The organism is Halalkalicoccus sp. CGA53, assembly GCF_036429475.1.
In the GTDB taxonomy this organism is placed as follows: Archaea; Halobacteriota; Halobacteria; order Halobacteriales; family Halalkalicoccaceae; genus Natronorarus; species Natronorarus salvus.
Window position 1 is genome coordinate 1385451 of sequence record NZ_CP144125.1, and the last position, 26962, is coordinate 1412412.

The 26962-nt window shown below is 67.8% G+C and carries 32 protein-coding genes and 1 pseudogene; 18 read left to right on the forward strand and 15 right to left on the reverse strand.

Annotated elements, in window-relative coordinates; translation table 11 throughout:
* Window positions 1–40 precede the first annotated feature (40 nt).
* A complete protein-coding gene (locus V2L32_RS08495; protein WP_331236057.1) occupies window positions 41–1318 on the reverse strand; it encodes a PQQ-dependent sugar dehydrogenase in 1278 nt (425 codons plus the stop codon).
* Between the two features lie 137 nt (window positions 1319–1455).
* On the opposite strand from V2L32_RS08495, the gene V2L32_RS08500 reads away from it, so the two are divergent.
* A complete protein-coding gene (locus V2L32_RS08500) occupies window positions 1456–2007 on the forward strand; it encodes a cupredoxin domain-containing protein (protein WP_331236058.1) in 552 nt (183 codons plus the stop codon).
* A 45-nt stretch (window positions 2008–2052) separates the two neighbouring features.
* Here V2L32_RS08500 and V2L32_RS08505 read toward each other — a convergent pair whose 3' ends face one another.
* Window positions 2053–2598, reverse strand: coding sequence for an HPP family protein (locus V2L32_RS08505; protein ID WP_331236059.1), 546 nt, complete (start codon window positions 2596–2598; stop codon window positions 2053–2055).
* Window positions 2599–2798: 200 nt separating this feature from the next.
* Entirely contained in the window at window positions 2799–3320 is a 522-nt protein-coding gene (locus V2L32_RS08510; RefSeq protein ID WP_331236060.1) for an archaemetzincin family Zn-dependent metalloprotease, read from the reverse strand.
* Window positions 3321–3356: 36 nt separating this feature from the next.
* Here V2L32_RS08510 and V2L32_RS08515 point away from each other — a divergent pair, with 36 nt between their 5' ends.
* Genes V2L32_RS08515 through npdG form a run of 3 tightly spaced genes read left to right on the forward strand, consistent with a single transcriptional unit; the run spans window position 3357 to window position 5392 of the window.
* Entirely contained in the window at window positions 3357–3755 is a 399-nt protein-coding gene (locus tag V2L32_RS08515; protein ID WP_331236061.1) for a UPF0146 family protein, read from the forward strand.
* Between the two features lie 38 nt (window positions 3756–3793).
* Entirely contained in the window at window positions 3794–4702 is a 909-nt protein-coding gene (locus tag V2L32_RS08520) for a TIGR01548 family HAD-type hydrolase (RefSeq protein WP_331236062.1), read from the forward strand.
* 24 nt (window positions 4703–4726) lie between these two features.
* On the forward strand, window positions 4727–5392 hold the full coding sequence (gene npdG / locus V2L32_RS08525) for an NADPH-dependent F420 reductase (protein WP_331236063.1): 666 nt from the start codon (window positions 4727–4729) through the stop codon (window positions 5390–5392).
* A gap of 13 nt (window positions 5393–5405) precedes the next feature.
* Here the strand turns inward: npdG and V2L32_RS08530 are convergent, their stop codons facing one another.
* The 3 genes from V2L32_RS08530 to V2L32_RS08540 form a co-directional block, all read right to left on the reverse strand.
* Window positions 5406–5699 (reverse strand): HalOD1 output domain-containing protein, encoded by a 294-nt coding sequence (locus V2L32_RS08530; protein WP_331236064.1) that lies wholly within the window; start codon window positions 5697–5699, stop codon window positions 5406–5408.
* A gap of 84 nt (window positions 5700–5783) precedes the next feature.
* Window positions 5784–6431 carry a helix-turn-helix domain-containing protein gene (locus V2L32_RS08535; RefSeq protein ID WP_331236065.1) on the reverse strand — a complete coding sequence of 216 codons (648 nt, stop codon included), beginning with the start codon at window positions 6429–6431 and terminating at the stop codon, window positions 5784–5786.
* A 19-nt stretch (window positions 6432–6450) separates the two neighbouring features.
* Window positions 6451–6720: a thioredoxin family protein gene (locus V2L32_RS08540; protein WP_331236066.1), complete on the reverse strand. Its 270-nt coding sequence runs from the start codon at window positions 6718–6720 to the stop codon at window positions 6451–6453.
* A gap of 103 nt (window positions 6721–6823) precedes the next feature.
* On the opposite strand from V2L32_RS08540, the gene V2L32_RS08545 reads away from it, so the two are divergent.
* The 5 genes from V2L32_RS08545 to V2L32_RS08565 are packed head-to-tail and all read left to right on the forward strand — an operon-like array spanning window position 6824 to window position 8857.
* On the forward strand, window positions 6824–6985 hold the full coding sequence (locus V2L32_RS08545; RefSeq protein ID WP_331236067.1) for a preprotein translocase subunit Sec61beta: 162 nt from the start codon (window positions 6824–6826) through the stop codon (window positions 6983–6985).
* Between the two features lie 36 nt (window positions 6986–7021).
* Complete coding sequence (gene pdxT / locus V2L32_RS08550) at window positions 7022–7618, forward strand: pyridoxal 5'-phosphate synthase glutaminase subunit PdxT (protein ID WP_331236068.1); 597 nt, start codon at window positions 7022–7024, stop codon at window positions 7616–7618.
* A gap of 35 nt (window positions 7619–7653) precedes the next feature.
* The gene (locus V2L32_RS08555; protein ID WP_331236069.1) at window positions 7654–8112 is read left to right on the forward strand and encodes a bifunctional nuclease family protein; all 459 of its coding nucleotides are present in this window, start codon (window positions 7654–7656) and stop codon (window positions 8110–8112) included.
* A complete protein-coding gene (hisE, locus tag V2L32_RS08560; protein ID WP_331236070.1) occupies window positions 8109–8414 on the forward strand; it encodes a phosphoribosyl-ATP diphosphatase in 306 nt (101 codons plus the stop codon). The genes V2L32_RS08555 and hisE overlap by 4 nt, the downstream gene beginning before the upstream one ends.
* A 41-nt stretch (window positions 8415–8455) precedes the next feature.
* Window positions 8456–8857: an arsenate-mycothiol transferase ArsC gene (locus tag V2L32_RS08565; RefSeq protein ID WP_331236071.1), complete on the forward strand. Its 402-nt coding sequence runs from the start codon at window positions 8456–8458 to the stop codon at window positions 8855–8857.
* Here V2L32_RS08565 and V2L32_RS08570 read toward each other — a convergent pair.
* The gene (locus V2L32_RS08570; protein ID WP_331236072.1) at window positions 8854–9174 is read right to left on the reverse strand and encodes an ASCH domain-containing protein; all 321 of its coding nucleotides are present in this window, start codon (window positions 9172–9174) and stop codon (window positions 8854–8856) included. The two genes, V2L32_RS08565 and V2L32_RS08570, sit on opposite strands and share 4 nt — an antisense overlap.
* An 81-nt stretch (window positions 9175–9255) precedes the next feature.
* Between V2L32_RS08570 and V2L32_RS08575 the strand changes: the two genes are divergently transcribed.
* Window positions 9256–10419, forward strand: a complete 1164-nt coding sequence (locus V2L32_RS08575) for an arginine deiminase family protein (protein ID WP_331236073.1) — start codon at window positions 9256–9258, stop codon at window positions 10417–10419.
* Window positions 10420–10472: 53 nt separating this feature from the next.
* Here the strand turns inward: V2L32_RS08575 and V2L32_RS08580 are convergent, their stop codons facing one another.
* The gene (locus V2L32_RS08580; RefSeq protein WP_331236074.1) at window positions 10473–11057 is read right to left on the reverse strand and encodes a hypothetical protein; all 585 of its coding nucleotides are present in this window, start codon (window positions 11055–11057) and stop codon (window positions 10473–10475) included.
* A 204-nt stretch (window positions 11058–11261) separates the two neighbouring features.
* Here V2L32_RS08580 and V2L32_RS08585 point away from each other — a divergent pair, with 204 nt between their 5' ends.
* Both V2L32_RS08585 and V2L32_RS08590 read left to right on the forward strand, forming a co-directional pair.
* Window positions 11262–12437 carry an inorganic phosphate transporter gene (locus tag V2L32_RS08585; protein WP_331236075.1) on the forward strand — a complete coding sequence of 392 codons (1176 nt, stop codon included), beginning with the start codon at window positions 11262–11264 and terminating at the stop codon, window positions 12435–12437.
* A gap of 301 nt (window positions 12438–12738) precedes the next feature.
* Window positions 12739–14133, forward strand: coding sequence for an FAD-binding oxidoreductase (locus V2L32_RS08590; RefSeq protein WP_331236076.1), 1395 nt, complete (start codon window positions 12739–12741; stop codon window positions 14131–14133).
* A gap of 96 nt (window positions 14134–14229) precedes the next feature.
* Here V2L32_RS08590 and V2L32_RS08595 read toward each other — a convergent pair whose 3' ends face one another.
* A complete protein-coding gene (locus V2L32_RS08595) occupies window positions 14230–14598 on the reverse strand; it encodes a DUF5518 domain-containing protein (RefSeq protein WP_331236077.1) in 369 nt (122 codons plus the stop codon).
* Between the two features lie 89 nt (window positions 14599–14687).
* Between V2L32_RS08595 and V2L32_RS08600 the strand changes: the two genes are divergently transcribed.
* Both V2L32_RS08600 and V2L32_RS08605 read left to right on the forward strand, forming a co-directional pair.
* Window positions 14688–15647: an NOG1 family protein gene (locus V2L32_RS08600; protein ID WP_331236078.1), complete on the forward strand. Its 960-nt coding sequence runs from the start codon at window positions 14688–14690 to the stop codon at window positions 15645–15647.
* 147 nt (window positions 15648–15794) lie between these two features.
* The gene (locus tag V2L32_RS08605; RefSeq protein ID WP_331236079.1) at window positions 15795–16157 is read left to right on the forward strand and encodes a winged helix-turn-helix domain-containing protein; all 363 of its coding nucleotides are present in this window, start codon (window positions 15795–15797) and stop codon (window positions 16155–16157) included.
* Between the two features lie 21 nt (window positions 16158–16178).
* On the opposite strand, the gene V2L32_RS08610 is transcribed toward V2L32_RS08605, so the two are convergent.
* Window positions 16179–16820 (reverse strand): SIMPL domain-containing protein, encoded by a 642-nt coding sequence (locus V2L32_RS08610; protein ID WP_331236080.1) that lies wholly within the window; start codon window positions 16818–16820, stop codon window positions 16179–16181.
* A 113-nt stretch (window positions 16821–16933) separates the two neighbouring features.
* Here V2L32_RS08610 and V2L32_RS08615 point away from each other — a divergent pair, with 113 nt between their 5' ends.
* Together V2L32_RS08615 and V2L32_RS21110 are read left to right on the forward strand one after the other, a co-directional pair.
* On the forward strand, window positions 16934–19027 hold the full coding sequence (locus tag V2L32_RS08615; RefSeq protein WP_331236081.1) for a cation:proton antiporter: 2094 nt from the start codon (window positions 16934–16936) through the stop codon (window positions 19025–19027).
* Between the two features lie 153 nt (window positions 19028–19180).
* A pseudogene (locus V2L32_RS21110) lies at window positions 19181–19294 on the forward strand (CBS domain-containing protein); the annotation flags it as partial.
* Window positions 19295–19357: 63 nt separating this feature from the next.
* On the opposite strand, the gene V2L32_RS08625 reads toward V2L32_RS21110, so the two are convergent.
* The 4 genes from V2L32_RS08625 to V2L32_RS08640 all read right to left on the reverse strand — a co-directional run bounded on the left by V2L32_RS08625 (window position 19358) and on the right by V2L32_RS08640 (window position 24088).
* On the reverse strand, window positions 19358–19735 hold the full coding sequence (locus V2L32_RS08625) for a DUF7344 domain-containing protein (RefSeq protein WP_331236083.1): 378 nt from the start codon (window positions 19733–19735) through the stop codon (window positions 19358–19360).
* A 322-nt stretch (window positions 19736–20057) separates the two neighbouring features.
* The gene (locus V2L32_RS08630) at window positions 20058–21374 is read right to left on the reverse strand and encodes a TIGR00341 family protein (RefSeq protein ID WP_331236084.1); all 1317 of its coding nucleotides are present in this window, start codon (window positions 21372–21374) and stop codon (window positions 20058–20060) included.
* 41 nt (window positions 21375–21415) lie between these two features.
* On the reverse strand, window positions 21416–22642 hold the full coding sequence (locus V2L32_RS08635; protein ID WP_331236085.1) for an MFS transporter: 1227 nt from the start codon (window positions 22640–22642) through the stop codon (window positions 21416–21418).
* A 57-nt stretch (window positions 22643–22699) separates the two neighbouring features.
* Entirely contained in the window at window positions 22700–24088 is a 1389-nt protein-coding gene (locus tag V2L32_RS08640) for a short-chain fatty acid transporter (RefSeq protein ID WP_331236086.1), read from the reverse strand.
* Between the two features lie 174 nt (window positions 24089–24262).
* Between V2L32_RS08640 and hisD the strand changes: the two genes are divergently transcribed.
* Together hisD and V2L32_RS08650 are read left to right on the forward strand one after the other, a co-directional pair.
* The gene (gene hisD, locus V2L32_RS08645) at window positions 24263–25540 is read left to right on the forward strand and encodes a histidinol dehydrogenase (RefSeq protein ID WP_331236087.1); all 1278 of its coding nucleotides are present in this window, start codon (window positions 24263–24265) and stop codon (window positions 25538–25540) included.
* A 93-nt stretch (window positions 25541–25633) separates the two neighbouring features.
* Window positions 25634–26059 (forward strand): arsenate-mycothiol transferase ArsC, encoded by a 426-nt coding sequence (locus tag V2L32_RS08650; protein ID WP_331236088.1) that lies wholly within the window; start codon window positions 25634–25636, stop codon window positions 26057–26059.
* 92 nt (window positions 26060–26151) lie between these two features.
* Here the strand turns inward: V2L32_RS08650 and V2L32_RS08655 are convergent, their stop codons facing one another.
* On the reverse strand, window positions 26152–26922 hold the full coding sequence (locus V2L32_RS08655) for an SDR family NAD(P)-dependent oxidoreductase (RefSeq protein WP_331236089.1): 771 nt from the start codon (window positions 26920–26922) through the stop codon (window positions 26152–26154).
* Window positions 26923–26962: the final 40 nt, after the last annotated feature.

Here is a 26962-nt window from a genome sequence, read left to right on the forward strand (position 1 = left end):
ACTGACTGATAGTTTATATGTCTGTCGACCCGACGGTCCGTCACTCCCCAGTCAGCCGCACCAGCACGTCGTCGCGGTCGGTCGGGAACGGGTCGTCCTCGTCCGTCCTCCCGTCCCGGTTCGACGTGATCGCGTAGAGCTCGCCCTCCGGCCCCGCTTCGACGTGGCGGATCCGCCCGAGTGCGCCCGCGAGGGCGCTGTACGACGCCGCGGTGTATCCCTCGTAGTACCACTCCTCGTCGTAGCGAGTCGCGTCCTCGCCCTCGATTTCGGGCGGATCGTCGCTCTCCGCCACCGCCACGACGTTGAGTCGCTGCGAGCGGAGCCCCGCGACAAGCAGCTTGCCCTCCCACTCGGGGATCGCGCTTTCGCCGTAGTAACAGAGCCCGGACGGCGCCCACGTCGTCCGCGGACCGGTGTTCACGAGCGGCGGGACCACACCCTCGAACTCGTCGTATGGACCTTCCTGCTCGTCCCCCGGCGGGCCGCGGGCGTCGGGCCAGCCGTAGTCACCACCCGGTATCAGAACGTTCACCTCGTCCCGCGCTCCCGGTCCGTGTTCGGCGATCACCGGGGTGCCGTCGGGAAGCCAGTCGATCCCCTGCGGGTTCCGGTGACCGAGCGTGTAGACCCGCGGATCGGCACCGGAACCGAGGTCCGGGTTCCCCTCCGCGGGTCCGCCTTCGGCCGTCACTCTCAGTACTTTCCCCGCGAGCGAGGCCGGGTCCCGCGTCTCGTCCAGCCGTTCGGCGTCGCCCGTACAGATCCAGAGGCGATCGTCCGGTCCGAACGCGATCCGCCCGCCGTTGTGTGTCGTCTCCGCGGGGATCCCGTCGACGATCACCTCGCGACTCCCCTCGACGTCCTCGGCGTCGACGTCGAAGCGGACCACCCGGTTCACTCCTTCCTCCGAGGTGTAGTAGACGTAGACGAACGCCGGCTCCGGATACCTCGGATCGGCTGCTACCCCTAGCGTCCCACCCTCGCCACCCTCGACCCACCACGGCGCATCTTCCGCACCGGGATCGAGCGCCTCCGCGTCGATGGCGTCGTCGGGTTCGGCGAGCGCCGAGAGTTCGTCGCCGTCGAGCCTGAGGACCCGGCCCGTCCGCTCGGTCAGGAAGAGCTCGCCGGTCGACACGGCCGTTACGTCCCATGGGATCTCGAGGTTCCGGACGAGCACGTCGAAGGAGGCGTCGTCCCCGGCGTCGTCACCGGGCACATTCGCGGAGGGAACCCCGTCGAGACAGCCGGAGAGCGCGACACTCGACGCGCCGAGGCCGAGGAGGAGCCCCCGGCGCGTCCGGGAGGGGTGCATGGACCGAGGTTCGTCCGAACGGCCGAAAACGTGTCGGGTAGCTCGATCGGACGAGGCGATCGCGATCGACCGTGTTCGGATCGGTCCCCGACCGCCGTTCGGCGCGCTTTTGCGCTTCGACGGACTGACACTCACACGTGTCCGAACCACGAGTGTCCCGTCGGACGGTCCTGGCCTCCGGTGGCGCCGTTCTCGCGTTCGGTGTCGCGGGGTGTCTCGGGAACGACGAGGACGAGTCCGGGCTCGGAAACCCGGAACCGTACGTCGAAGTCCGGGCGACGAGTGAGGGAGGCGACCGGTTCGATCCCGCGATCGTCCACCTCGTCCGAGGGGGGACCGTCGAGTGGATCGCCGACGAGGACGGTCACGACGTCGTCGCGTACCACCCGGACACGCACGGTTCGCGATCTCGAATGCCCGCCGGGACGGAGCCGTGGGCGAGCGGCCCGCTCCAGGAGGGCGAGTCGTTCGACCACGAGTTCGAGACCGAAGGGGTCTACGACTACGCCTGTACGCGCCACGAGGACTCGGGGATGACCGGAACGGTCGTCGTCGCCTGGCCGGAACCCGAGGGTCAATCTGCCCTCGAACCGCCGGAAGGGGAGTACCCGGACGCTGCGGCCGACTCGATCGACCGCCGGAGACGACGGGTCCGCGAGTTCCTCGAGGAGGAACACGGACGGGAGTGAGAGCCGTCGTCACGAACCGGTCGGTCCCCGCTCCGTTCGATCGGATCACTCGCGCGGCTCGTCGGGGTCGAAGCCGTACCACGTCGCGACCCGCGAGATCGCGTGTTCGTGGGCGTACCAGAGGACGGCGACGGCGACGACGATAATCACGGCGTCCTCGATTCCGCCCATCAGCCCGAGCCCGACGATCAGCGTGGTCGCACACGCCGCCGGGTGGTTCGTCTTCGTCACCAGCATCGTGGCCGTCGTGAGCATCATCGCGACCGTCGCGCTCGCCGAGAGGTAGACGAGTTCCATCGTGAACGCGGGGTCCGGCCGGGCGAAGACGACGTACGCACTGACGTCGTTCGCGAACAGTTCGTAGGCGAGCAACCCCGAAACCACCGCGACAGCGTGGCCACCGATGACGTGATACGGCCCCTCCTCGCGGGGCTGCTCGCCGGTCGCGAGCAGGTACGCCGACGGCCCCAGACTCGGGAAGAGAAACGGTCTCCCCGTGACGAGCGTGATGAGTCCCAGCACGGCGAAGTGGAAGAAGGTGTTCAGCGTCGCGCTGTACTCGTCTCGCAGGTCGAGCTCAAACCCGGCCATACCGGTTCCCTCCGACGGTCGATCCCGGGTCGACAATCGACCGGACGATTCGGCCGGCGGATCCCGACCCGAGCACACCTGCGGCCGTCATCGACCGTCCCTGTGGGCTACAGCGACAAGTGTCGTCCCCCTGCACAGTCCCTTCGATCGCCGGCCCGGCCGTCGATATCGTATTTGAGCGGTAGGACAGACGAACCAGCTCAGAACAGCGTCCGCTGGCAGGTCCCACAGAGCGTCTGCTCTTTGATATCGACCTCGCGAACGGTCGGCGAGAAGTTCATCACACAGCGCTTGTTGTCGCAGTGTTCGAGCCCGAGGGTGTGGCCGATCTCGTGGACGACCTCCTTTCTGACCCGGTCGCCGAACACCTCGCGGGCGCTCTTCTGTGAGAAGCCGCCGTCGCTCGCCGTCTGGAGCCGATACGTCGAGATGACGCTACCCTTCCCGTCCAGGTAGGCCAGCCCGAAGACGTAGTTCCGGCGGCGGTAGTAGAGGTCCTTCGCGGTGATGCCGATGTTCTTCTCGCCGGCGCCGACGCGGCTGACGAGCTCGATGAACTCCTCCGCGCGGTGTTGATCGCGGTTCCTGTCGTAGGACCCGTCCGGGATCGGCTGCTCGCTCGCGACGGTCACCTCGCAGTCGTAGACCGACCGGAGCCCCGAGGAGGCTTCGCGTTTGACCTCGGCGGGGAGCTCGCCAACCGGCACGATGTCGACGTGCATGGAAACTCGTATGGGGGCCGCTGTCATAAATACGTCGTGCAAGACGCGACCCGATACGCGCTCTGCGACGCGCTCTCGGCGTACGACCCGCTCGTCGAGGTCGGGATCGGCCGCCGCCCCGGGGTCGCCGCCGCGCTCGCCGGGCGGGGCCACGCCGTCACCGCGACCGACGTCGTGGAGCGAGCGGTCCCCGAGGGCGTCCGGTTCGTCCGCGACGACGTGACCGAACCCAGGACCGAGATCTACGCCGACGCGGCGGCGCTCTACGCGCTCAACGCTCCCCCCGAACTCCACCGCCCGATCCGTGACCTCGCCCGGGAGGTAGGTGCAGCCTTTCGCTTCACCACGCTCGGAACCGACCCGCCGACGGTGCCAGCCGAGACGCGGACGCTCCCCGAGGAGACGCTCTATCTCGCGACCGAGGGACCGGGATAATCGACAGCGATTTACACGAACTCCTCCATTCGCCGTCCATGAACGCAGACGCGGTCGTTCTCGACATCGACGGGGTGCTCGTGGACGTCGCCGACTCCTACCGCCGGGCGATCGTCGAGTCGGTCGCGACGTGCTACGGGGAGACGATCGAGCGATCGTCGATCCAGCGGTTCAAGGACGCGGGCGGGTTCAACAACGACTGGGTGCTCACCGAGGCGGTGGCGCTGTTCGTCCTCGCACGCGAGGAGGGGTATCCGGGGGACGTGGACGGGTTCACCGCACGGGTCGCAGAGCGCGGCGGCGGGCTCTCAGGTGCGCGCACGGTCGTCCGCGACGCGCTTACCGAGACGGACGCCGATCGCATCGAGACGCGGCTTGACCCGGCAGAACTCAGAACGGTCTTCCAGTGGCTCTACCTCGGTAGCGACCTCTACGCCGAACTCGAAGGGGGGGACCCGCCCGAGGCCGGTCCCGAGCGCTCTCCGGGGTTCATCCACGACGAACCGGTGATCGTCACCCCGGAGACGATCGAGACGCTCACCGAACGCTACCCCGTGGGGGTCGTGACCGGTCGCCCCCGTGCGGAGGCCGAGATCGCGCTCGAGCGGGTCGGCCTCGACATCCCTCCGGAGCACCGGTTCACGATGGACGACTGGGAGGAGGGGAAGCCCCACCCGAGGGCCCTGCTGACGCTCGGAGAGCGGTTCGAGGCCGCCTCGGTTCCGTTCGTCGGCGATATCCTCGACGACGTGCGGACGGCGGTGAACGCCGACCGGGAGGACTCCCTGCGGAGCTACCACGGGATCGGCGTGCTCACCGGTGGGCTCACGGGGGCGGAAGGGAGGCGGAAGTTCGAGGCCGCCGGCGCGAGCGCGGTGTTGGAGTCGGTGAACGACCTCCCCGACCTGCTCGACCGATCTCCGAGTAGCCGCTCTCGGAAGGCTTAGGGCGGGCGAGTCTCACCCTGGGGTATGCGACTCGCACTCCTCGGAGGCACCGGCGATATCGGCGAGGGACTGGCGCTGCGGTGGGCACGCGACACCGACCACGAGGTGCTCGTCGGCTCGCGCGACCCGGACCGTGCCAGAGACCGCGTCGAGGAGTACAAGGAGATCCTCGCCGAGGACGGTGCCGAAGGGACGATCAAGGGATTCGAGAACGGGATGGCGGCCGACCGGGCGGACGTCGTCGTCCTCTCGGTCCCGCCGTACCACGTCGAGAGCACGGTCGAGTCGGTCGCCGACCGGATCGGCGACGCGATCCTCGTGAGTCCTGCGGTCGGGATCAAACGCGACGACGAGGGCTTTCACTACCATCGCCCGCCAGCGGGGAGCGTCACGGCGCTCGCGGCGGAGGCCGCCCCCGACGACGTTCCCGTGGTAGGAGCGTTCCACAGCCTGCCGGCGAGTCGACTCTCGGATCTGGGAGACGACCTCGGCTTCGACACGCTCGTCGTCGGCGACGATCGCGACGCGAACCGAGAGATCGCAGCGCTCGCCGACGAGATCGACGGATTACGCGTCTTCGAAGCGGGTCCGCTCGCGAACGCCGCCGAAGTAGAAAGTCTCACGCCGCTTCTGATCAACCTCGCCCGGTTCAACCGGGAGCTGGATCACGTCGGCGTCCGTTTCGACTGAGTCCGGGACCCGATCAGGCCGACTCGATCACGACGGTGCCGTCCGCGCCGGCGACGACGCGGTACTCGCCGTACTGAAAGACGACGTACGCGTCCGGGTCGGCCGTCTCGCCCTGTGGTGAGAACAGCGAGTCCAGCGCCTCCGGATCGATCCAGCCGTAGAGCGGTTCGAGGTCGACCGGATCGACCCCCTCTTCCTCCGCGAGGGCGGTGATGATCGTCTCCGCGATCGATCCGGGACCCCCCCAGTCGTGGACGACTTCGATCGATCCGCACTCCGCCTGCCTCCCCACGTGCTCGAATGCCATACCTACACGTGACGTCTCCACGGGTTGAACTCGCGGGCTTACCTGTACGCTCTTTATATGATTCTCTATCGTAAATGTCCGGTGTCAGCCGTCGTCCACTGCCAGCTGTGTCTCGACGAGGCGTTTGGTCGCCCTGCGGAGCCGACCGCTCGTGGCGGTCGGCGAGATACCGAGTTCCTCGGCGAGGTCGGAGAGCGAGAGCGCCCGGGGCTCCTCGAAGTAGCCCGACTCGTAGGCGGTGACGAGCACCTCGTACTGCGCGTCGGTGAGCCCCACCCCGCCCATCTCGGGGAGCTGATCCGCGCTGTAGAGCTGTTCGGTACGGATCGTGATCCCCTCGCGCTCGCAGTGTTCTCGCAGGCCCACGAACGTCTCGCGGTCGGGGACCTGGAGCCTGACGAGCCAGCCGTCGCGGTCGCTCTCCGCGGAGAGGATGGCGATGCCGAGTTCGAGGATCGTCGGGATCGGCTCGGTCCACGCGTCCGTGCTCGTGATCCGGTAGATCCGCTTTCGGTCGGTCTCCGCGACCACGACGGCGTCGGTGACGCTCGGGTCGGCCTCGAGGGCCTCGTCGACCGCCTCGAAGTCGGGGGCACGGACCGAGAAGAAGGCGAACGGAGCCACCGGATCGATCGCCGCCTGCCACTCCGTCCGGATGTGGGCGTCGGGCAGCGCCCGGATCGTCTCCGAGAGGACGATGGAGGGGTGGGCGAGGTGGACGTCGGCGATCATTCCGGGGCCCGGCGCTCGCTTACGCCCCGGCTTCTTCGAGCGCGTTCTCGATGTCGTTGCGCTGGGTCACGCCGACGAACCGCTCGACGACGCCGTCGTCGTTCTCGACGACGAGCGTCGGCAGCGATCGGACCTGGTACTCGTTCGCCGTCTCCTGTTCCTCGTCGACGTTGACTTTCTGGAGGCGAAAGCGGTCGCCCCACTCCTCTTCGATGTCCTCGAGGATCGGGTCCTGGGTCTTGCAGGGGCCACACCAGTCGGCGTAGAAGTCGTACAGGGTCACTCCCATTGTAGGCCACCGTTGCCGGGCCGCTCGCATAAGGGTTTCCTCACACCGTCGACCGGTCGAGACGGACGAAAAGCTTATTCGGGGTGCGCGGCCACCTGCGAGTATGGACAGAGGTCAGAACAGCGGTGGGCTGATGTCGAGTGCGGGGCTGGTCAGGTACTTCGACGCGGAGGACAGAAACGCCCCGACGCTCGACCCGAAGTCGGTCATGGCGTTCGCGGTCCTCTTCGGCGTCTTCATCCAGATCCTGAACGTCGTCGTGTAGCGCGAGGCTTTTCCCCCGACCGGCGGTAGCTGGAGTATGAGCCTGCGAGCCGGCGTCGTCGCCGTTCAGGGCGACGTCACGGAACACGCCGACGCGATCCTCGGGTCGGGTGAACGCCACGGCCGGTCGGTCGAGGCGAGCGAGATCAGATCGGGAGGGGTCGTCCCGGACTGCGACCTCCTCTTGCTCCCGGGCGGCGAGTCGACGACGATCTCCCGACTGCTCGCGCGCGAGGGGATCGACGAGGAGATCCGCGCACACGTCGCCGCCGGAAAGCCCGTCCTCGCCACCTGCGCCGGGCTGATCGTCGCCTCGACCGACGCGAACGACGAGCGCGTCAGCCCGCTCGACGTCCTCGACGTCACCGTCGACCGCAACGCCTTCGGCCGGCAGCGCGACAGTTTCGAGGCCCCGATCGAGGTGGAGGGTCTCGCCGACCCCTTCCCCGCGGTGTTCATCCGCGCGCCGCTGATCGACTCGGTCGGGGCGGACGTGGAGGTGCTCGCCGACTGGGAGGGCAGACCCGTCGCGGTGCGCGAGGGCTCCGTCGTGGGCACCTCGTTTCACCCCGAACTCACCGACGACCCGCGGATCCACGGCCTCGCCTTCTTCGACGCGCTCACGGCCGAGTAGCGGGGTCTTTTACCCCTCGCGCCGTTCGGAGAGCTATGAACGCATCGATCGACGCGGTCCGGGTCGCCGGTACTCCGAACGGGCCGGTCCCGGTCGTCGTCCTCGCGGTCGACGGCGAAGAGGACGTCCTCCCGATCTTCATCGGCTTCGCCGAGGCCGAGAGCATCGCGGCTGGCGTCGACGCCCGCGACGTCGGCCGACCGCTCACCCACGACCTGCTGCTCGACGTGATGGAGGAACTCGGCGGCCGACTCGACCGGATCGTCGTCACCGGGATCGAGGAGAGCGAGGAGGGTGGGACGTACCTCGCCGACCTCCACCTCGTCGGCCCGCTCTCGGAGCACACCGTCGACGCACGGCCGAGCGACTCGCTCGCGCTCGCCGCCCGGACGAACGCCCCGATCGAGGTCGAGGAGGGTGTCTTCGAGGCCGGTCGGACCTCGCCCGCCGAGTTCGCCGACCTCGCCGACATCCGCGAGGTGCAGCCGGTATGACCGGGAGCGAGGGAAGCGCCGAGGAGATCGTCGACGAACTGTTCGCGGTGATCGAGGACCGGAGGGAGAACCTCCCGGAGGGGTCGTACACGACGTCGCTGTTCACCCACGAGAAGGGCGAGAACGCGGTGCTCGAGAAACTCGGCGAGGAGACGACCGAACTGATCCTCGCGGCGAAGGACGACGACCGGGAGGAACTCGCCCACGAGGCCGCCGACATCGTCTACCACCTGCTGGTCCTGCTCTCGATGAAGGGGATGGACGTCTCGGACCTGCGCGCCGAACTCGCCCGACGACGCTGACGCCGGGGTATCGTTATCGCGCTCGCGGACGAGAGGTGGATATGAAGCGCATCGCGTTCGTCGGCGGCCGAAACGCCGGGACGAGTCAGATGGCGGCCGCGTTCGCCGAGCGCGAGGCGAAGCGCCGCGGCCTCGACGTCGAGGTGGTGACGGGCGGGGTCGAACCGGGCGTGGGCGTCGACGAGGCGGCGGCCGAGACGATGGACGAGCTGGGGATCGACGTTCGAGACCGGACCCCCCGGAAGCTCTCGACGGACGAACTCCACGGGGTCGACCTGCTGGTGACGATGAACCGGCCGGCGGAGGCCGTCCGGCCAGACGGCTGGGACGGCGAGAGCCGGACCTGGGACGTGCCGATCACGGACGAACTCGACCGGGAGACCGCTCGAAACCAGCGTGACGTGATCGAACGACGGGTCTCAAAACTGTTCGATACGCTCTAGCTCTCGACGCGCTCGAAGCGGTGGCGGACGACTTCGCTGTCGTCGTTCCACTCGAAGTTCCCGCCGTGGACGGCGACCATCCGCTCCCTGTAGCTCTCGAGATCGGGCGAGCCCTCCGCCCGGGCGTCCTCGTCGGTCAGGTCGCCCAGTGTGCGCTCGTCGACGTCGGTCACCTCGAACTCCGTTCCATCTATCTCGAACGTATCGCCCTCCTCCGCGTAAGCGTGCCCGCGGTGGAGCTGGGTGATCTCGCCTTCCTTCGCCAGCCCGATCACGTGGTCGTTCGGAAGCAGGGTGCCGGGATCGATCTCTGCCATACCGGGGACCGTAGGGCTGTGGGTGCTTAGTTCCCGTTCGTCGGCGCAGGTTTAGGTGGGACTCGCGCGTACCGCTCGGAGATGACGCGCTATCGCGCGGAGGCCGAGTTCGACACCCTCCGATCGCTTCGGGTCCACCGCCCCGGCTTCGAGACGTTCGTCGGCTCGCTCGACCACCGCCGCCACGGCTTTCCAGACCCCCTCTCGGTCTCGACTGCACGAGCCGAACACGACGAACTGGTCGCCGTGCTCGAGGGCGAGGGTCTCGAGGTCAGGTACCTCCACGACGACCTCGACGGAGTCACGCTCGACTCACTCCTCGGGGACTCGGTTTCCCTCCCCGACCAGGTCCGAACGGCACTCGCCGAGATGTCGCCCGCCGACCGGCTCACGGCCGTCGCCACCGGCCTCCGAGCGACGCTGGACGGTCACCAGAACGACCCGGAGATCGAAGTCGCGATGAGCGGGGTCGCCTCGAACCTCTACTTCCAGCGGGACGATCAGCTCCTCGCCGACCGCAGCCCGGTGGTCTGCCGGCCGTACAGCGAGGTCCGGGTCCGGGAGATGCCGCTCGTCCGGGCAGGGTGGGAGTCGCTCGGCGAAGACCCCATCGTTGCCGGCCCGGAACCGATCGAGGGCGGGGATTTCCTCCCACTCGACGAGTTCGCGCTTCTCATGGTCTCTGCGGCCCTCGACGGCGAGGAGCACGTGCTCCGGACGAGCGTCGCGGCCGGGGAGGCGCTGCTGGAGTCGGGTGCACTCGGCTACGAGGAGGTCGGCCTCGTCCGCGCGCCGCTCGAAGCGGATCGACGGGAGGCGGCGTCTCGGGGACGGGAGAGTCGGCTGATGCACCTCGACGGCTGGTGTAACGTCCCCGCGGAGGGCCTCGCGGTCGTCCGGGAGTCGCTCGCGGAGGAGGCGACGGTCGAGGTCTACCGTAGAGAGGGGGACGGCTACCGCCACGACCGCACCGAACGGAGCCTGCTGGCATATCTGAGGAGGAAGGAGTACGAGACGATCGACGCGCCGTACGACGAGCGGTGGGCGACGAACTTCCTCACGATCGACGACGGGACGGTCGTGGCGGTCGCCGAGAGCACACAGGGAACAGAGGGCCAGACGATCCGACGGATGCGGGAGGCGGGGATAGAGGTCGTCCCGGACGGCGTGGGGATGCGGGTGAACGAACTGACGAAGGGCGGCGGGGCGGTTCACTGCATGACCCAGCCGATCGCTCGGACGTGATGGGATCGATGAGGGCGTGACGCTCCACAGTCGTCCGGTCGACCGACGACAGATCAGTCGGTCCCTCCCCCCGAACCCGATGTCTCCGGATCTCGCTCCGGGGTGTCGCTCGTGGATCCGTCGTCGGCGACAACCCCGTCGCCGTCCTCGCCGACGGTCTTCTCGACCTCTTTGCTCACCGTCTCGCCGACGGTCTCCTCGACCTCCTTGCTGACGGTCTCCTCGACTCGCTCGGCCATTTCGTCGACCTCTTTGCTCACCGTCTCGCCGACGGTCTTCTCGACCTCTTTGCTGACCGTGTCGCCCACCGTCCTCTCGACCTTCTCGACTTCTTTGCTGACGGTCTCGCCGACGGTCTTCTCGACCTCCTTGCTGACGGTCTCACCGACGGTCTTCTCGACCTCCTTGCTGACGGTCTCACCGACGGTCTTCTCGACCCGCTCGGCGACCTCGCGGGTCATCCAGTCGGGGTCGAATCGGGCCATCTTCCACGCGATGTGGATCACGTACGAGACCAACACCCCCAGCCCGAACGCGACACCGACGCCGGTCCCGGCCGTGAGGATGAGCGCGATCGAGACGAAGATCATCAGCCCGTAGGCGAGGTCGACGACGAAGTCGACGCGAATCGGGTTCATCGTCCGTCCACCCCGATCGGTCCTGCCCGGCCGCTCTCTGTGGCCATTACCGGAGAACGGGGCTCCAGACGGGTATAGCCACGCATCCATCGGCGCGGTACGGGTCCGGCGAACGGTCGTTTTCCGACCGCCGGAGACGTCCGCACGCAACCGCCGTCCGAGCGGAGACCGACCCCTTAACCACCTCCACGGCCTTCGGTCGGTATGACCGAACCTCTGTTGCTCCTCGGTGTAGCGGTCGCGCTGTTCGTCGGTTTCAACATCGGCGGCGCGACGACCGGACCGGCGTTCGGCCCGGCGGTCGGTTCGAACGCCATCTCGAAGACGGGGGCGGCGGCGCTGATGTCGGTATTCTTCTTGGTCGGCGCCTGGACGATCGGTCGCGAGGTCGTCGACACGCTGGGCAACGATCTCGTCACCGACTCGGCGGTGTTCACGATCGAGTCGAGCATCGTCGTCCTCTTTTTCATCGGCGGGGCGCTGTTCGTGGGTAACTACTACGGCGTCCCCGCGTCGACGTCGATGACCGCCGTCGGGGCCATCGCGGGCCTCGGCGTCGCGACGGGGGAGCTGAACTGGGCCGTGATGGGCGAGATCGCCGTCTGGTGGATCGTCGCGCCGATCGTCGGCTTCTGGATATCGGGGATGATCGGCCGCTACCTCTATCCGCGGCTCAACCGGTGGGTGGCGATCACGGCCAGCCCCGGCCCGCTCGTCGAACTCGATAGCTCCGGCACGCTCCCTCGACCGGCCCCCGGTCCGAACACCACCAGACGGGAGCTGGGCGGGGCCGTCGTCGTCGTCAGCATCGGCTGTCTGATGGCCTTCTCCTCGGGCACCTCCAACATCGCGAACGCGATCGCCCCGCTGGTGGGCGCGGGCGTCGACATCGACCTGATGATCCTCCTCGGCTGCGTCGCCGTCGCCATCGGCGCGTTCACGATCGCCCGCCGGACGCTCGACACGCTCGGCAACGAGATCACCGACCTCCCCCTGACGGCGGCGATCGTCGTCGCGATCGTCTCCTCGACGATCGTGATCGGCCTCTCGGCGATCGGTATCCCTGCCTCGTTCGTCATCATCGCGACGACCTCAATCGTCGGGCTCGGCTGGGGACGCGCGACCCGGAGCGCGACGCTCGTGGAGGTGATCCGGGGCGAGCGGACGACGGCCCTCTCCGTCGGCGCGCTCGCGAAGGAGCAGCCGGGCGAGGACGCCCCGCCGATCGGCGAGGAGGAACCCGAGGAGATCCCCACGGCGGCGGACCTGTTCGACCCCGCAACGACCGGCCGCGTGATCGCCGTACAGAACGTCGTTCCGGTCATCTCGACGGTCGGCGCCTACCTGACGTTCACCGTACTGTTCGGCGTCTGGTGGTGACCGATCGTCTCGGGGTCGTGTCGTCGATCCGTTCACCGCGGGGATGCGGCGGGGCGGTTCACTGTCCGACGCAGCCGATCGATCGAACGTAACGGGTTCGGTGTCCGACGCGATCCGTTCGTAGTGCTTCATGGAGCGCATCCGGTGGCGAACGCTTCCCTCGCGGGGTTCGGGTTCGGAGGGGGGTCAGCTGACGTTGTTCCCTCCTGAGGCGGAGACGATCTATCGTGGCAGACGGACCTCATGATAATTCATAACTAATTATATGCGGTAGCCCGGCGTTCTAGAGGGGCGATCGACGATGGAACTCCCGACGACACCCGTGGACGGCGATGCGATAGCGGAGCTCGAAGCGTCGTTCCGTGGTCCGGTGCACCGACCGGCGGACGACGGATACGACGAGGCCCGGACGGTGTACAACGCGATGATCGATCGCCGGCCGGCCGTCGTCGCTCGCCCCACGGGGGCCGCGGACGTGATGACCGCCGTCGATTTCGCCCGCGAACGGGAGCTCCTGATCGCCGTGAAAGGCGGTGGGCACAACGTCGCCGGGAACGCCGTCTGTGACGACGGCCTGATGATCGACCTCGCTCTCATGTCGTCGGTTCGCGTCGACCCCGCCGCCCGAACGGTCCGCGTCGGTCCGGGCGCGAGACTGGGGGATCTCGACCACGAGACGGCCCCGTTCGGCCTCGTCGTCCCCGCCGGTGTCGTCTCGATCACCGGTGTCGCGGGGCTGGCGCTCGGTGGCGGCTTCGGCTACCTCTGCCGGAAGTACGGGCTGACGATCGACAACCTCCGGTCGGTGGACCTCGTGAGGGCTGATGGCGAACTCGTTCGAGCCACCGAGGACGAACACCCCGACCTGTTCTGGGGCGTCAGGGGTGGGAGCGGCAACTTCGGGATCGTCACGAGCTTCGAGTTCGACCTGCACGAACTCGAGGAGGTCCTCGCCGGACTGGTCGTCTACCGGGCGGAGGAGGCACACTCGGTCGTCCGGTCGTGGTGGGAAAACGCGTCCGAAGCCCCCGACGAACTCTCGGTGTGGCTCAACTTCTCTCACGCCGCTCCCGAACCGTTCATCCCCGAGGAACACCACGGCGAACGGGTCCTCTCGGTCGTCCCGATCTACGCGGGCGATATCGAGGACGGTCCTGACGAAATCGCCCCGTTTCGCGAACTGGGCGACCCTATCGCCGATACGGTCGAACCCCGGCGGTTCGTCGACTGGCAGCGGGCGTTCGACGACTCGTACCCGGCGGGTGAGCGGTACTTCTGGAAGTCGCACAACTTCAGGTCCCCGTCGCCCGAGGCGCTCGATCGTATCACGGAGTATGCCGTCGCGCCGCCGACGCCGGAGACGAGGGTCTCAGTGACGCACCTCGGCGGAGCGGTCAACCGGGTCCCACGCGACGCGACCGCGTATCCACACCGAGACGCCGACTTCCTGGTGAACATCACGACGCGCTGGGCGGACCCCGCGATGGACGAGGAGTGTATCCGCTGGACCCGGGAGTACTTCGAGGCGCTGGCTCCCCACGCGACGGGTGGGACCTACGTGAACTTCACGACCGAACCGGAGGGTGAGCAGTCGATGGCCTATCTGGAGAACTACGATCGGCTGGTCGCACTCAAAAACGAGTGGGATCCGGACAACCGCTTCAGGCTGAACCAGAACGTCGCACCGACCGCCTGAAGGCGCTTCCGGCTCGTCTCACCGCCCTCGTACGCCACCATACCTCGGAAGAGTAGATGGCTCGTATCTATCGCGGCGGTTCCGTCGAATTCGTAGCTAGCTCACCACCGCACCGATCCCGCCCGCGAGCGCGCTCTCGAGTGCCATCACGAGCGAGATGACCAGCGCGATCGCGAAGATCCCGAAGCCGGCGACCGCGCCGGTTGCGGCACCGACCGGTCCCGCGGCGAGGCCGACGACGCTGATCGCGATCCAGAGGACGAGTCCGGAGACGACGCCGCCGAGCGCGCCCGCGAGCGCGCCGTGCCAGAACCCGCGGAGGAAGCCGCCGCTGGCGAGGTAGCCCGCGAGGAAGCCGCCGACGAGCCCCGCGGTGAGCTGGCCCAGGCCGGGGAGCGTGAGCCCGACCAGCCCGACGAGAACGATCACGACGAAGCCGATACCGACCGCACGCCAGTCTGTCATGGACGCTCTACGCCGTCGAGGGAGAAAACGCCTCGGCTGGCGCTCTCCGACAACGGACGGCTTTTCCGTGGCGACGGCGTAGTTCGGCCATGATTTTCGAGAACCTCCCCACCGTGCCGACGTCGGAGGAGCTCATCGACAAGGCGTTCTCGCGGGCGGCGCGTGCGGGCCGGTCGAAGAGCGGCCTCGACGCCCAGGCGTCGATGCTCCAGACGGCGTCGAACATCCTCTCCGACAACCTCCAGAACGTGATCACCGAGTGGCCCGACTTCGAGACGGTCGACCCCTTCTACTACGAACTCGCCGACGCGATCGTCGACGTGGACGAACTCCGACAGTCGCTCTCGCGCGTGCAGTGGGCCTCGCGACAGACGAAGAAGATCGGCCGCGAGGCACAGGGTAAGCTCCGCGGCGAGACGGAGATGGCGAGAAAGACGAGAAAGCAGGCGTTCGCGCGGATGGCGGAGGTCGTGCGACAGGTAGACGACGACCTCCTCGCGATCAACGAGGCCAGAAACGACCTCAGAGACCTGCCGGACATCCGCCCGGACGAGCCGACGATCGTCGTCGCTGGCTACCCCAATGTAGGTAAATCCTCGTTCGTCAACAGCGTCACGCGGGCGCGAAACGAGATCGCGGAGTACCCCTTCACCACGAGGGGGATCTACGTCGGCCACACGGAACGCGATCACGTCCGCTACCAGATCGTCGACACCCCCGGGCTGCTCGACCGGCCCCCCGAGGAGCGAAACGAGATCGAGTCGCAGGCGGTCTCGGCGATCACCCACCTCGCCGACGCCGTCCTCGTCTTCCTCGACGCGAGCCTCGACTGTGGCTACCCGCTCGACGTCCAGCTCGAACTCCAGGAGGTGATCGAGCGCGAGTTCGACGAGATCCCCGTCATCACCGTCTGCAACAAGGCCGACCGCTCGACCGACGTCGAGGCCGACCACTACGTGAGCGTCGCGGAGGACGAGGGCGTCGAGGAACTGCTCGACGCCGCGATCGAGGCGATCGGCTACGAGCCGACGCTGCCGTTCGAGGACTGAGAGCGGTTCGCCGTTCGATTCACGTCACTCTCGATCGACCCTCGTCGGGCGTCGAAGACGATTCACTCGTGATCGCCCTTGGGAAGGGGATTCCCACCCGACGGGAATCGTGGGTGCGATTACGGTCTCCGGCGGCCGAGTCGACGTATGGACCGATCGTCCACGCCGCAGGACTCTGAGACAGACTGGTCGTGGGACAGAGAGTGCGATCCGGACCGGTTCGCTAGCGTGCTCGCCGACCCGGTCGCCCGGGCGATGTTCGAGCGGGCCGACGAGCCGATCACCGTCGGTGAACTCGCCGTCGAACTGGACCTTCCCTCGTCGACCGCCTACAGGAAGGTGGCGACGCTCTGTGAGACCGGGCTGTTGACGGAGCTGCGTCGATTCCGGACCGACGACCCGCCCTCGGAGTACGTGCGTACGGTAGACAGCGTCTCGGTGGTCTACGACGACGTGACGAGCGTCGAGTGTGTCACGAACGGGATAACGGTCTGTCGGACGGAGGGCTGAGTCGATTCCCGGATCGCAGAATTACGGTCCGGCCGAATCGAACACGGCCGTCACGTGTGCAGAGACGGTTACCGGACCCGACTCGACCCGCGTCCGCTCGCTTTCGTCCTTCGCGGTGTCGAGGACGACGTCCCGTCCGCTCACCTGGTACGGCCGGAGATCCCCGCTCGCCGTCGAGAGGGCGAGAATCCCGCCGAGGGTGAGATCCGCGCTCTCGGCGAGCACCCTCGCGTCCGAACGAGCGCTCGCCACCGAACGGCGGAGCGCCTCCTCCCGCATCGTCTCCCTCGTCTCCCTTCGCAGCGTGAAGCGGATCTGATTCATCCCGACGAGGCCGACGGTGGTGGCGTCGATCACCTCTCCGATCCGGGCGAGGTCGTGTAGCTCGACCTCGAAACCATGACTTCCCCTGAACCGGCGCTCCTCGTCTCCCGACCTCCGGTGGTCCTCCCGCATCTGGAAGTGTGTCGTGTGGATTCGGTCCTCGTCGAGTCCGAGGTCGGCGAACGTCTCGTCGAGGCGTTTCACGCCCGCTGCGACGGTCTCCCTGTCCGCTTCCGGCGTGTCCTCGACGGTCTCCACCGCGAGGACGAGTTCGGCCGCGTCGGCGTCGGTCTCCACGCTCGCGCTCGTATCGACCGTGATCTCCCGTCCGTCGCTCATGAGGTTCTTCACCGTCCACCGGTATACCTGTTCTCGCCCTACCCGTTTGACGACCGCCCCCGCTACCACCGGATTGAAGCCACCCTGTCGAGTTGTCGGAGCGACGACCACCGATGCTTCCTCTCGCTACCGGCCCCTCGCTCACCCCACCGTTCGACGACCCGATCCTGATATTCGCCATCGCGATGTGTGCGTTCCTGCTTGCGCCGCTGGTCTTCGAGCGTTACCGTCTCCCCGGCATCATCGGGGTGATCGTCGTCGGGGCGGCGATCGGTCCCAATGGAATAGGACTGCTCGACCGCACCGAGACGTTCGTCCTGCTAGGCGAGGTGGGCCTGGTCTACCTGATGTTCGTCGCCGGCCTGGAGATCGACCTCGACGAGTTCGTCGAGAACCGCGAGATGAGCGTCGTCTTCGGCGCGCTCTCGTTTCTCCTTCCGCAGGCGATCGGGACCGTCTTCGGCATCACCATCCTCGGGTTCGATCTCCCCACCGCGGCGCTCTACGCGGCCATCTTCTCCTCACACACGCTGCTCGCCTACCCGATCGTCAACCGGCTGGGGATCGCGAAGAACGACGCCGTCACCGCGGCGATCGGTGGGACGATCCTCACCGACACCGCGGCGCTGCTCGTCCTCGCGATCGCGATCGGCGCGGCCGCCGGCGATCTCACCCTCGGCTTCTGGGCGGAGCTGGGAATCGGGCTCTCGGTCTTCTTCGCCGGCGTCTGGATCCTGGTACCGAGGCTCGGCCGATTCTTCTTCCGGAATGTGCCCGACGAGAGCTACTACGAGTTCCTCTTCGTGATAGCCGTACTGTTCGTCTGTGCGTTCGTCGCGGAGCTCGCCGGCGTCAAGCACATCATCGGGGCGTTCCTCGCTGGCCTCGCGCTCAACCGGCTGATCCCGCAGACCGGCACGCTGATGAACCGGATCGAGTTCGTCGGCAACGCGCTGCTCATCCCCTTCTTTCTCATATCGGTGGGAATGCTCGTCGACGTCGCGGTGATCGTCGAGGGTCCGGAGACGCTCGTCATTGCCGGATCGATCGTCGTCCTCATGCTCTCGACGAAGCTCGTGGCGTCGTTCGCGACCGGGGCGATCTACGACTACACGGTCCCCGAACGGCTGACGATGTTCTCGCTGTCTGCGGGCCAGGCCGCCGCCGCGCTCGCGATCACGCTCATCGGCTTCGATCTCGGCCTGTTCGACGAGCCGATGGTCAACGGCGTCGTCGTGATGATCCTCGTCGTGAGCGTGATCAGCCCGGCGCTCTCCGAACGGTACGGCCGGAGGATCGTCGAGGCCGAGGAGCAGGCGGAGTACGACCCCGGCGAGGCCCCGCCGCGCGTGCTCGTCCCGCTCTCTGGCAACTCCGAGACGCTCGAACGGCTGCTCGACTTTGGGATGCTCGTCCGCGAGTCGGGCGGGAACGAGCCGCTCCGGGCGATGACGGTCGTCCGTGGCGACTTGACGGATCCGATCCGCGGCTCGCGGGGGCGAGGGGACGACGCCACCGGCGCGGAGGTCGCCGAGGCGGAGGAGGTGCTGACCCACGCCGAGGAGTACGTCTCCGGGGCCGAGGTGCCGATCGAGACACAGACGCACGTCGACGAGAACGTCGTCACGGGGATCCTCCGGGCGGTCGAGGAGAACCGGATTCGAACCGTCATCACCGGCTGGCCAGGCACGCGCCGCTTCGGTTCGCGGCTGTTCGGCGGGACGATCGACCAGCTCGTAGAACGGAGCACACAGCTCGTGCTCGTCTCGAAGCTGGAGGAGAAGCTCAACGTCGCGGATCGGGTGGTCTGTCTGCTCCCCGGCCGGATCGCCTCCCACCCCGGCTTCTACGAGGCGGTCGGCGTGGTGAAGACCGTCGCGGACCAGCTCGGCGTCGAGCTCGTCTGTCTCGTCGCCGGCGCGAACGCCGAGCGGTACGAGGAGCTGATCGACGCGGTCGAACCCGACACCACGCTCTCAGTCGAGACGGTCCCGATCGGGCCAACGATGGACGACGCGGTGGCCGAACACGTCGGGGAGACCGACCTGTTCGTCGCGATCAGTCCCCGACCGAACGCCCGAGGCTGGCGTTCGGACCTCTCGGATCTCCCGGACCGCCTCGTCTCCTCGCCGGCGGCCAACGTCGTCGTCACGTACCCCGCCGAGGAGGACAGCTCCGACCGACGCCGGTTCCTCCGGGTCGGCTGATCCCGTCTCGATGAACGGAACGTTTCGTGTGCAAGCGAAGCCCTCGATCGGGTCGTCCCGGTTCCGCGTCGTGCCGTGCCTGTCGGAAACCTCGATCCGATCGACGTCGTAACGGACGATCAGAACGACTCGGTACAGGACGTCGCGGCGGACGACGGGGCGCTCACCGGTATCGTCTCGCTCGACGACCTCGTCGCGCCGATCGACGAACAGCTCGAGGAGGTCTCGGACAGGATCGAGGCCCAGTCGCCCGAGCACAGCCCCTGAACCGGTCTCGGGACCGGTAGATGTCGGTGGTCGTCCGTTCACGGCCGTCCGAACGCGGTCCGTTCAGTCGCTCCGTCTCCCGTAGGCCGCGCTCCCCAGTTCCTGGTAGGCGGCGTGTGCGGCGTACTCCTCGAGCCGGGGCTCGCGGCAGTACCTGATCGTCTCGCTGTGCGTGTCGAACTCCACCGCTCCCGTCCGCTCTAGCTTCGGTAACGACTCCCCGACGAGCGTCTCGGTGAGTTCTCCCGTTTCGAGGCCCGCTGCCGAGTCGAGGCACGTCTCGATCAGCCGGACTGCCTCCTCGAGTTCGTCGACGGAGGCCGCGTCGACGTCGCGCTGGACGAAGTAGTAGAGGACGTACCGGCAGTACCGCTCCGAGAGGACGGCGAAGACCGCGTCCAGCGACGGGGGTGTCCGTCCCCGTTCGGTCACTGGACTCACCGGACAGCCCCGTTCTCGGCAACCCCACCCACGATACTCCCTCTCCCCCATTCGAACTCTACAACGGTCATTCCTTATAATTATTCCCGGTGACCGGAGAGCCGTTTCCCTTCGACCCCCAACGGCTTCGTCTCCCGGCGTCCGGAGCGACGGATCACCGCGCGATCGGCCGCGGTCGGCCGCGACTCCGACGATCGGACGGTCGTACTCCGCGAGGACCGACTCGACGCCCGCACGTTCGTCCTCGTCGACGAGGAGCTTCACCAGACGAACGGGAGGGCTACGGAGGGGTCTCGGAAAGCACGCTACCGGCAGGCTCAGGCTACCGTTCGGTTATCTCGACGAACCGAACCTGCACCGAAACCTCGTCGTCGGTGTGCTGGTTGATCCGGGAGTGGAGCCTCTCGGCGAGCTCCGGGTCCGCCTCGTCGGGCGGCACCCCTATGGTGACGATCACCGTGTCCACCTGCCGGGTCATCGCCACCCGGTCGGCCTGCTGGAACTCCGCCTCGTCGTCGAGGATGAACTCCACGTCCGCGAGCACGTAGCTGTCGTACTCCTCGGAGAGCACGTCGTCGATCTCCGACTGTGCCTCCGACTCGAACGCGGAGAGCTGGTAGGAGGTGTAGGTCACCCCGCCGAGGAAGGCCGTGCAGACGAGCGCGGCGACGGCGAAGGCGGCGACGTGTTTGCGGAACTTCCCGCGGGCGATGTCGGTCTCCATCCAGCTGGTCGGCCGGTAGCCGGCGTACCAGAGCGTGAGCAGCCCCGCGAGGTTCACCGAGATGACGTTCACGAGGGTGAGGACGGTCGCCCCGGCGGCGGCCAGCGGCAGCCCCCAGGCGATCGCGATGCCGGCGGCCGCGGCGGGCGGGATCAGCGCCGCGGCGATCATCACGCCGACGAGTGCGACCGAGATGCCCGTCGCGATGCTGATCACGCCCGCGACGCCAGCGCCGAGCGCGACGGCGAGCAGGAGCACTCCGGGGGTAAAGCGCTCGCTGATCTCCGTGATCGCCGCCGGATCGAGTCCGGGAGGGACGATGTGGAGCGTCCGGACGACCCAGGCGAAGACCGCAGCGCTGCCGATGGCGAGGAAGACGCCGATCGCCTGGTACTTCAGCCCCTTCTTGAACAGCTCGTCGTCGTTCACGACGGTGCCGACGCTCGCGGCCAGCGCGGGCCCGATCAGCGGTGCGATCACCATCGAGCCGACGACGACGGCTGGTGAATCGAGCAACAGCCCCGCGGTCGCGACGACGGCGCTGATCACCGTCATCGTGACGTAGACGTCGAAGGAGGGTGTGAGTCCGGTCGCTTCGGCCTGGAGTTCCTGTCTCGAGATCCGCTCCTCGTCGACGTCGTCGCTCGCAAAGCGCTCTTCGAGCTCATCGAAGCGCTCGGACTCGACGGTCTCGGCGCTCAGCACCACCGTGTACGACTCGCGCTCGACGCCGAGTTCGACGAGCCGGTCGAGGATCGGCTCGACCGCGCTCTTCGGCAGCGGGACGTACGCGACGCCTTCGACCTCTCGGGTGCTCGTCTCGTCGGTGAGCACGTAGTCGATCCCCTCCTCCGTGAGGTGTTCCTCGATCGCGTCCCCCTTGCCGGCCGGGATCAGCACCTGAAGCAGACGCACAGCGGAGTCAACGAAATCGGCGGGGAAGTAGTCTCTGGTGGCTACTGCAGTCGGGCGGCCCCGATGATCGCCCCCGCCCCGACGACCGCGGCGACGCCCACGACGCCGAAGACCGGGTCGTACGTCCCGAGCGTGTCGTGGGTGACGCCTGCGAGATACGGCGCGAGCAGCCCGCTCACGGCGAACGCCCCGGAGACGAGCCCGAAGACCGCGCCGATGTTCACCCGGCCGAAGAGATCAGCAGTCAACGGCGCGAGCAGCGCGCCGTTCCCGCCGTAGGCCAGCCCGTAGACCGCCGCGAAGCCGAGGATCGCCGCCGCGCTCCCCGCCCCGATCAGCGAGAGCGTCGCCACGCCCATCACCGCCGAGCAGGTCGCGAACGTGCGCGCTCTCCCCACCCGATCCGCGGCGTGACCGATCACCACCCGGCCGACCGCGCTCGCTCCGCCGAGCGCGCCGAGGGCGGCCGCGCCGACGGCCCGCGAGATCCCCAGGTCGACGACGTGGAGCACGAGGTGCGAGAGGACGACGTAGAGCGTCGAGTAGACGAGCACCCAGCCGAGGAAGAGGGCGAGAAACGACGGGCTGCGAGCCACCCGGAGGACGTCCGAGAGCCCCTCGCGCAGGGTGAGCGTCCCCTCCTCGCCGAACCCGCCGTCGACCTCCCCTGCGGGGACCTCTCCCGGGTCGGGTCGGCCGCGGATCAGCGCGGTGGCGCCGACGAGCGCGAGCGCGGTCCCTCCGGCGAGGACGAGCATCGTCGAGCGCCAGCCGACCCGGACGATCAGCGCGTCGGTCGCGGGCGCGACGACGAGCATCCCCACCCCGAGTCCGGCGGAGGCGAGCCCACCCGCGAGACCGAGTCTGCGGTCGAACCACCGTGGGACCGTCGCGTAGGAGACGACGTAGACCACGCTCAGTCCGACCCCCGTCAGCACCCCGTAAGTGAAGACGAACGCGAGGAGGGAGCCGACGAGGCTCGTCGCGACCAGGCCGGTACAGAGGACGGCTCCGCCGAGGACGAGCATCCTGCGGGTACCGTAGCGGTCGACGAGCACGCCGACGCCGGCGCCGCCGACGTAGAGCATCACCGTCTGGACGCCGAAGGCGACGCTCGTGAGCCCGCGCGAGCGGCCGAACTCGGCGAGGATGGCGTCGGCGAGCACGCCGAACGAATAGGAGAGGCCGAAGACGACGAACGAGCCGAGGAAACAGCCGACGACGACGACCCAGCCGGTGTACAGACCTCTTCGATCGTCGCCGGTCATCGCTCGTGTTCACCTACCACGGACCGGGATAAAACGTCCGAGGGTTCGGACGCCGGCTCAGTAGGGGAGGAAGTAGAGCCCGAGGGCGAAGACGGGCGTCAACACGACCATGATGATGAGCGTGTAGCCGAGGATGTCCCGCGCCCTGACCTTCGTGATCCCCAGCAAGGGGATCGCCCAGAACGGCTGGAACATGTTCGTCCACATGTCACCCGTCCCGTAGGCGATGATCGCCTGCCCTGGTGGGACGCCGAGTTCGTTCGCCGTCTCGCCGATGATCCCGCCGATGATCCCCCACTCGCCGCCGCCGCTCGGGACGAAGAAGTTCATGATCCCGCCGAGGATCCAGGCGAACACCGGGAACGTCGCGGGTGTCGCGACGCCGAGGAGGAACTCCGCGATCAGGTCCGAGAGCCCGGAGTTCTCGACGATACCGAGGATGCCGGCGTAGAACGGGAACTGGAGGATGATGCCCGCAGAGCTCTCGGTCGCGTCGCGGATCGCGCCCATGTACGCCGTCGGGGTCCCGTAGAGGAACAGCCCGAGGGCGATGAAGAGGAAGTTGAAGACGTTGAGGTCGAGCGCCTCGCCGATGCCGGCGGTCGCGAAGTGCTGAACGAGGTAGACCATCATGCCGAACCCGACGAGGTACGCAACGAGACGGCTGTCGTTGAGTCGATCGGAGGGGTTGGTCGGCTCCTGGCCACCGTCGGTGGCGACCTCTCGCTCGGTTGCTTCCGAGACGAGTTCGGGGGCGTACTCCTCGATCCCGACCGCGTTCTCCTCCTCGGGTGCGAGGAAGTACAGTAACGGGACGACGGTGAGGAAGACGAGGATCGCGATCCCGAACGCGTAGACGGTGAAGACGCTCTCGGAGAGCGGGACGACGCCGATGATGTCGACGAAGACGTGGTCTTCGGTCGCCGAGAGCAGCCCCGCGCTGGTCGAGGGGCCGACGTGCCAGATCACCTGGCTCGTGTAGCCGGCGGCGCACAGGAGCGGGTAGTGAAACGTCATCCCGCGCTGGAGGCCGGCGCGCGCGACGAAGACGGCGAAGATCGCGCCCACGATCAGCCCGACCCCCCAGTGGAAGTAGCCCGCCAGCATCGCGACGGCCGCGACGAGCGCAGCGGCCTGAGCACCGCTGTTGGGAACGGACGCGATCCTGTTCAACAGCCCGCTCACCTGCTTCGAGTCCGCGACCGCGTAGCCGGTCACCAGCACCAGCACCATCTGCATCCCGAACTCGAGGAGCACCCAGAAGCCGTCGTACCAGTTGACGATGTTCTCGAGCGGACCGTCCGGCGTGAGCACGAGCGCCGCGGCGTACGCGATCAGCGTGAGCATGATCGCGAAGATGAACGGGCTCGGAACCCACCGCTCGGACCAGTTCGCCACCCCTTGCCCGACGCGCTGTAACCCTCCCTGTGAGCTACTCGCTGCCATGTGACGTGAGAGCTATCACCAGGGATAATAAAGCTGCGCGTTCCGGTATCCACCCGAGTAGAGCCCTCTGAGTGGCGTTCTGTCCCGTCTCTCCGGGTGATCCGAACCGACCTCACCGCCTCCGTACGACGGCGGTACTGCCGGTATTATGTGGCCCACGCTCTAGCCCTGCGTATGGGACGCGAGCCAACGTACCTCAAGGAGACGGAACGGCCGTCGCTCGAGGTAGCCCAGGAGGTCACGGAGTCGGTCGCCGAGATCGTCGCGAGCGTCAGAGACGGGGGGGACGAGGCGCTGTTCGACCTCACCGAGAAGTTCGACGGCGTCACCAGAGACGCGGTCCGCGTCTCGGAGAGCGAGATCGAGGCAGCCTACGACTCCCTCTCGGGGGACGACCGGGAGGCGATCGACGAGACGATCGCGAACGTCCGGACGTTCCACGAGGAACAGCGAGAGCACGTCGAGGGTTTCGAGCGCGAGTTCGGCGACGGGATCGTTCTCGGCCAGCGCGTCGTCCCGGTCGAGACGGCGGGCGTCTACGTCCCCGGCGGCCGCTACCCGCTCGTCGCCTCGCCCGCGATGACGATCGTCCCGGCCGTCGTCGCGGGCGTCGACCGGATCGTCGCCTGCGCGCCCCCGCAGGACGACGGGACGATCCAGCCGGCACAGCTCTACGCGATGGACCGCGCCGGCGCGGACGAGGTCTACTGTGCGGGCGGCGCACAGGCGATCGCCGCGATGGCCTACGGCACCGAGTCGGTCCCGTCCGTGGACGTCGTCACCGGCCCGGGCAACGTCTACACGACCGAGGCGAAACGGCAGGTGTTCGGGCGGGTCGGGATCGACTTCCTCGCCGGCCCCACGGAGGTGCTGATCCTGGTCGACGAGACGGCCGACCCGGCGCTCGTCGCGACAGACGTCCTCGCGCAGGCCGAACACGACACGGAGTCGCGGGCGATCCTCGTCTCGACGGACGAAGCCACGGCGAGAGAGACGATAGAGGAGATCGAACGGCAGCTCCCCGACCTCCCGACCGAGGAGATCGCACGCGAGTCCTGGAAGACCAACGGGGAGGTCGTGGTGGCGGAGGACGACGAGACGGCGATCGAGGTCGCGAACGAGTACGCGATGGAACACCTCCAGGTGATGGCCGACGAGCCGCGACGCTTCTTCGACGGACTGCGCAACTACGGCTCGCTCTTTCTCGGTCATCACTCCCCTGTCGTCTTCGGGGACAAGGCGGTCGGGACGAACCACTGCCTGCCGACGCTCGAGGTCGCCCGCTACAGCGGCGGTATCTGGGTCGGGACCTACCTGAAGACGCTCACCCACCAGCAGCTCACCGCCGACGGCGCGGCGTCGATCGCCCCACACGCGGCGAAGATCTGCGAACTCGAGGGCACCCACGCCCATCGGTTCTCCGCGGAGGCCCGCTTCGGGGACGATGAATAGGCCGCCGGACGGAGATCGGGACCGGGCGGCGATCACTGCCGCGCCGTCGGCCAGTGACGGGTTTTACTACGGGCGGCCGAGAAACCTGGGACGATGAAACTCGCGTTCGTCTGCGTCGGAAACGCGGGACGGAGCCAGCTGGCGAGCGCGCTCGCCGAGGCGGAGCGAGAGCGCCGCGACCTCTCGCCGGAGATCGTCACCGGCGGGACCGACTCGCGCGACCGCGTCCATCCGGAGGTCGTCGAGGTGCTCGCCGAGGAGGGCATCGATATCGGGGACCGACGTCCCCGGAAGATCAGGCCCGAGGACGTCGAGGACGCGAATCACGTCGTGACGATGGGTTGCTCGATCGAGGAGTTCCGGCCGGAGGGCTGGAGCGGGACGACCGAGACCTGGGAGGTAGAACACCCGGACGGGGAGGATCTCGACGACTATCGCGCACAGCGCGAGGAGATCCGAGAGCGGGTGCGCTCGCTGTTCGATCGGATCGAGGCCGGTGAGTTCGCAGACGCCTCCTGAGGGAATGAGGTCTCATACGGACCGCTGTACGTCATTTCCGGAAACCGCGACCGCACTGCGGTTGCTCCGATAGATCGTTACAGCAGACCGCATCAGTACCAGGTCGTCCCGGCGTCGACGTTGATATCCTGTGCGGTGACGTGACGTGCCTCCTCGCTCGCGAGGAACGTCGCCATCGCCGCGACGTCCTCGGCCTCGACGAGCCGCCCGAGCGCGGTGTCGTCGGTGAACACCGCCCGCTTCGCCTCGTCGTAGGAGACACCCATCCGCTCGGCCTGCGCCTCGATCACCCGATCGATCCGCGGCCCCCGGGTGGCACCCGGACAGATCGCGTTCACGGTGACGTCGTCCTCGCCGAGTTCGAACGCGAGCGTTCTCGTCAGCCCGATCACCGCCATCTTCGAGGCGGTGTAGGGCGTGCGGTCGGCGAGCGGTCGTTTCCCGCTGATCGACGAGACGTTTATCACGCTCGCCCGGTCGCTCCCTCGGAGGTGCGCTACGGCGTGTTTCGTCGTCAGGAAGAGGCCGGTAACGTTCACCGCCATCGTCCGCTCTATCTCCTCGCGTTCGACCTCCTCAATCGGCGCGGTCGGCCCCGCGATGCCGGCGTTGTTCACGAGGCAGTCGAGGCCGCCGAACCGTTCGACCGTCGCCTCGATCGCGCGTTCGATCGACGCCTCGTCGGTCACGTCGGTTTCGACCGGAAGCGCTCTCTCGGTATCCTCGATCAGCTCCGCCGTCTCGTATCGGCCGTCGCTTCGCGCCGCGAGCGCCACGTTCGCGCCACGATCGGCGAACGCGAGCGCTATCTCGCGGCCGATCCCTCCACTCGCACCGGTGACGAAGACCGTGCGTCCGTTCATGGGCGAGGTGTCCGGCACGAGGGCATAAGTACTCGCCTCG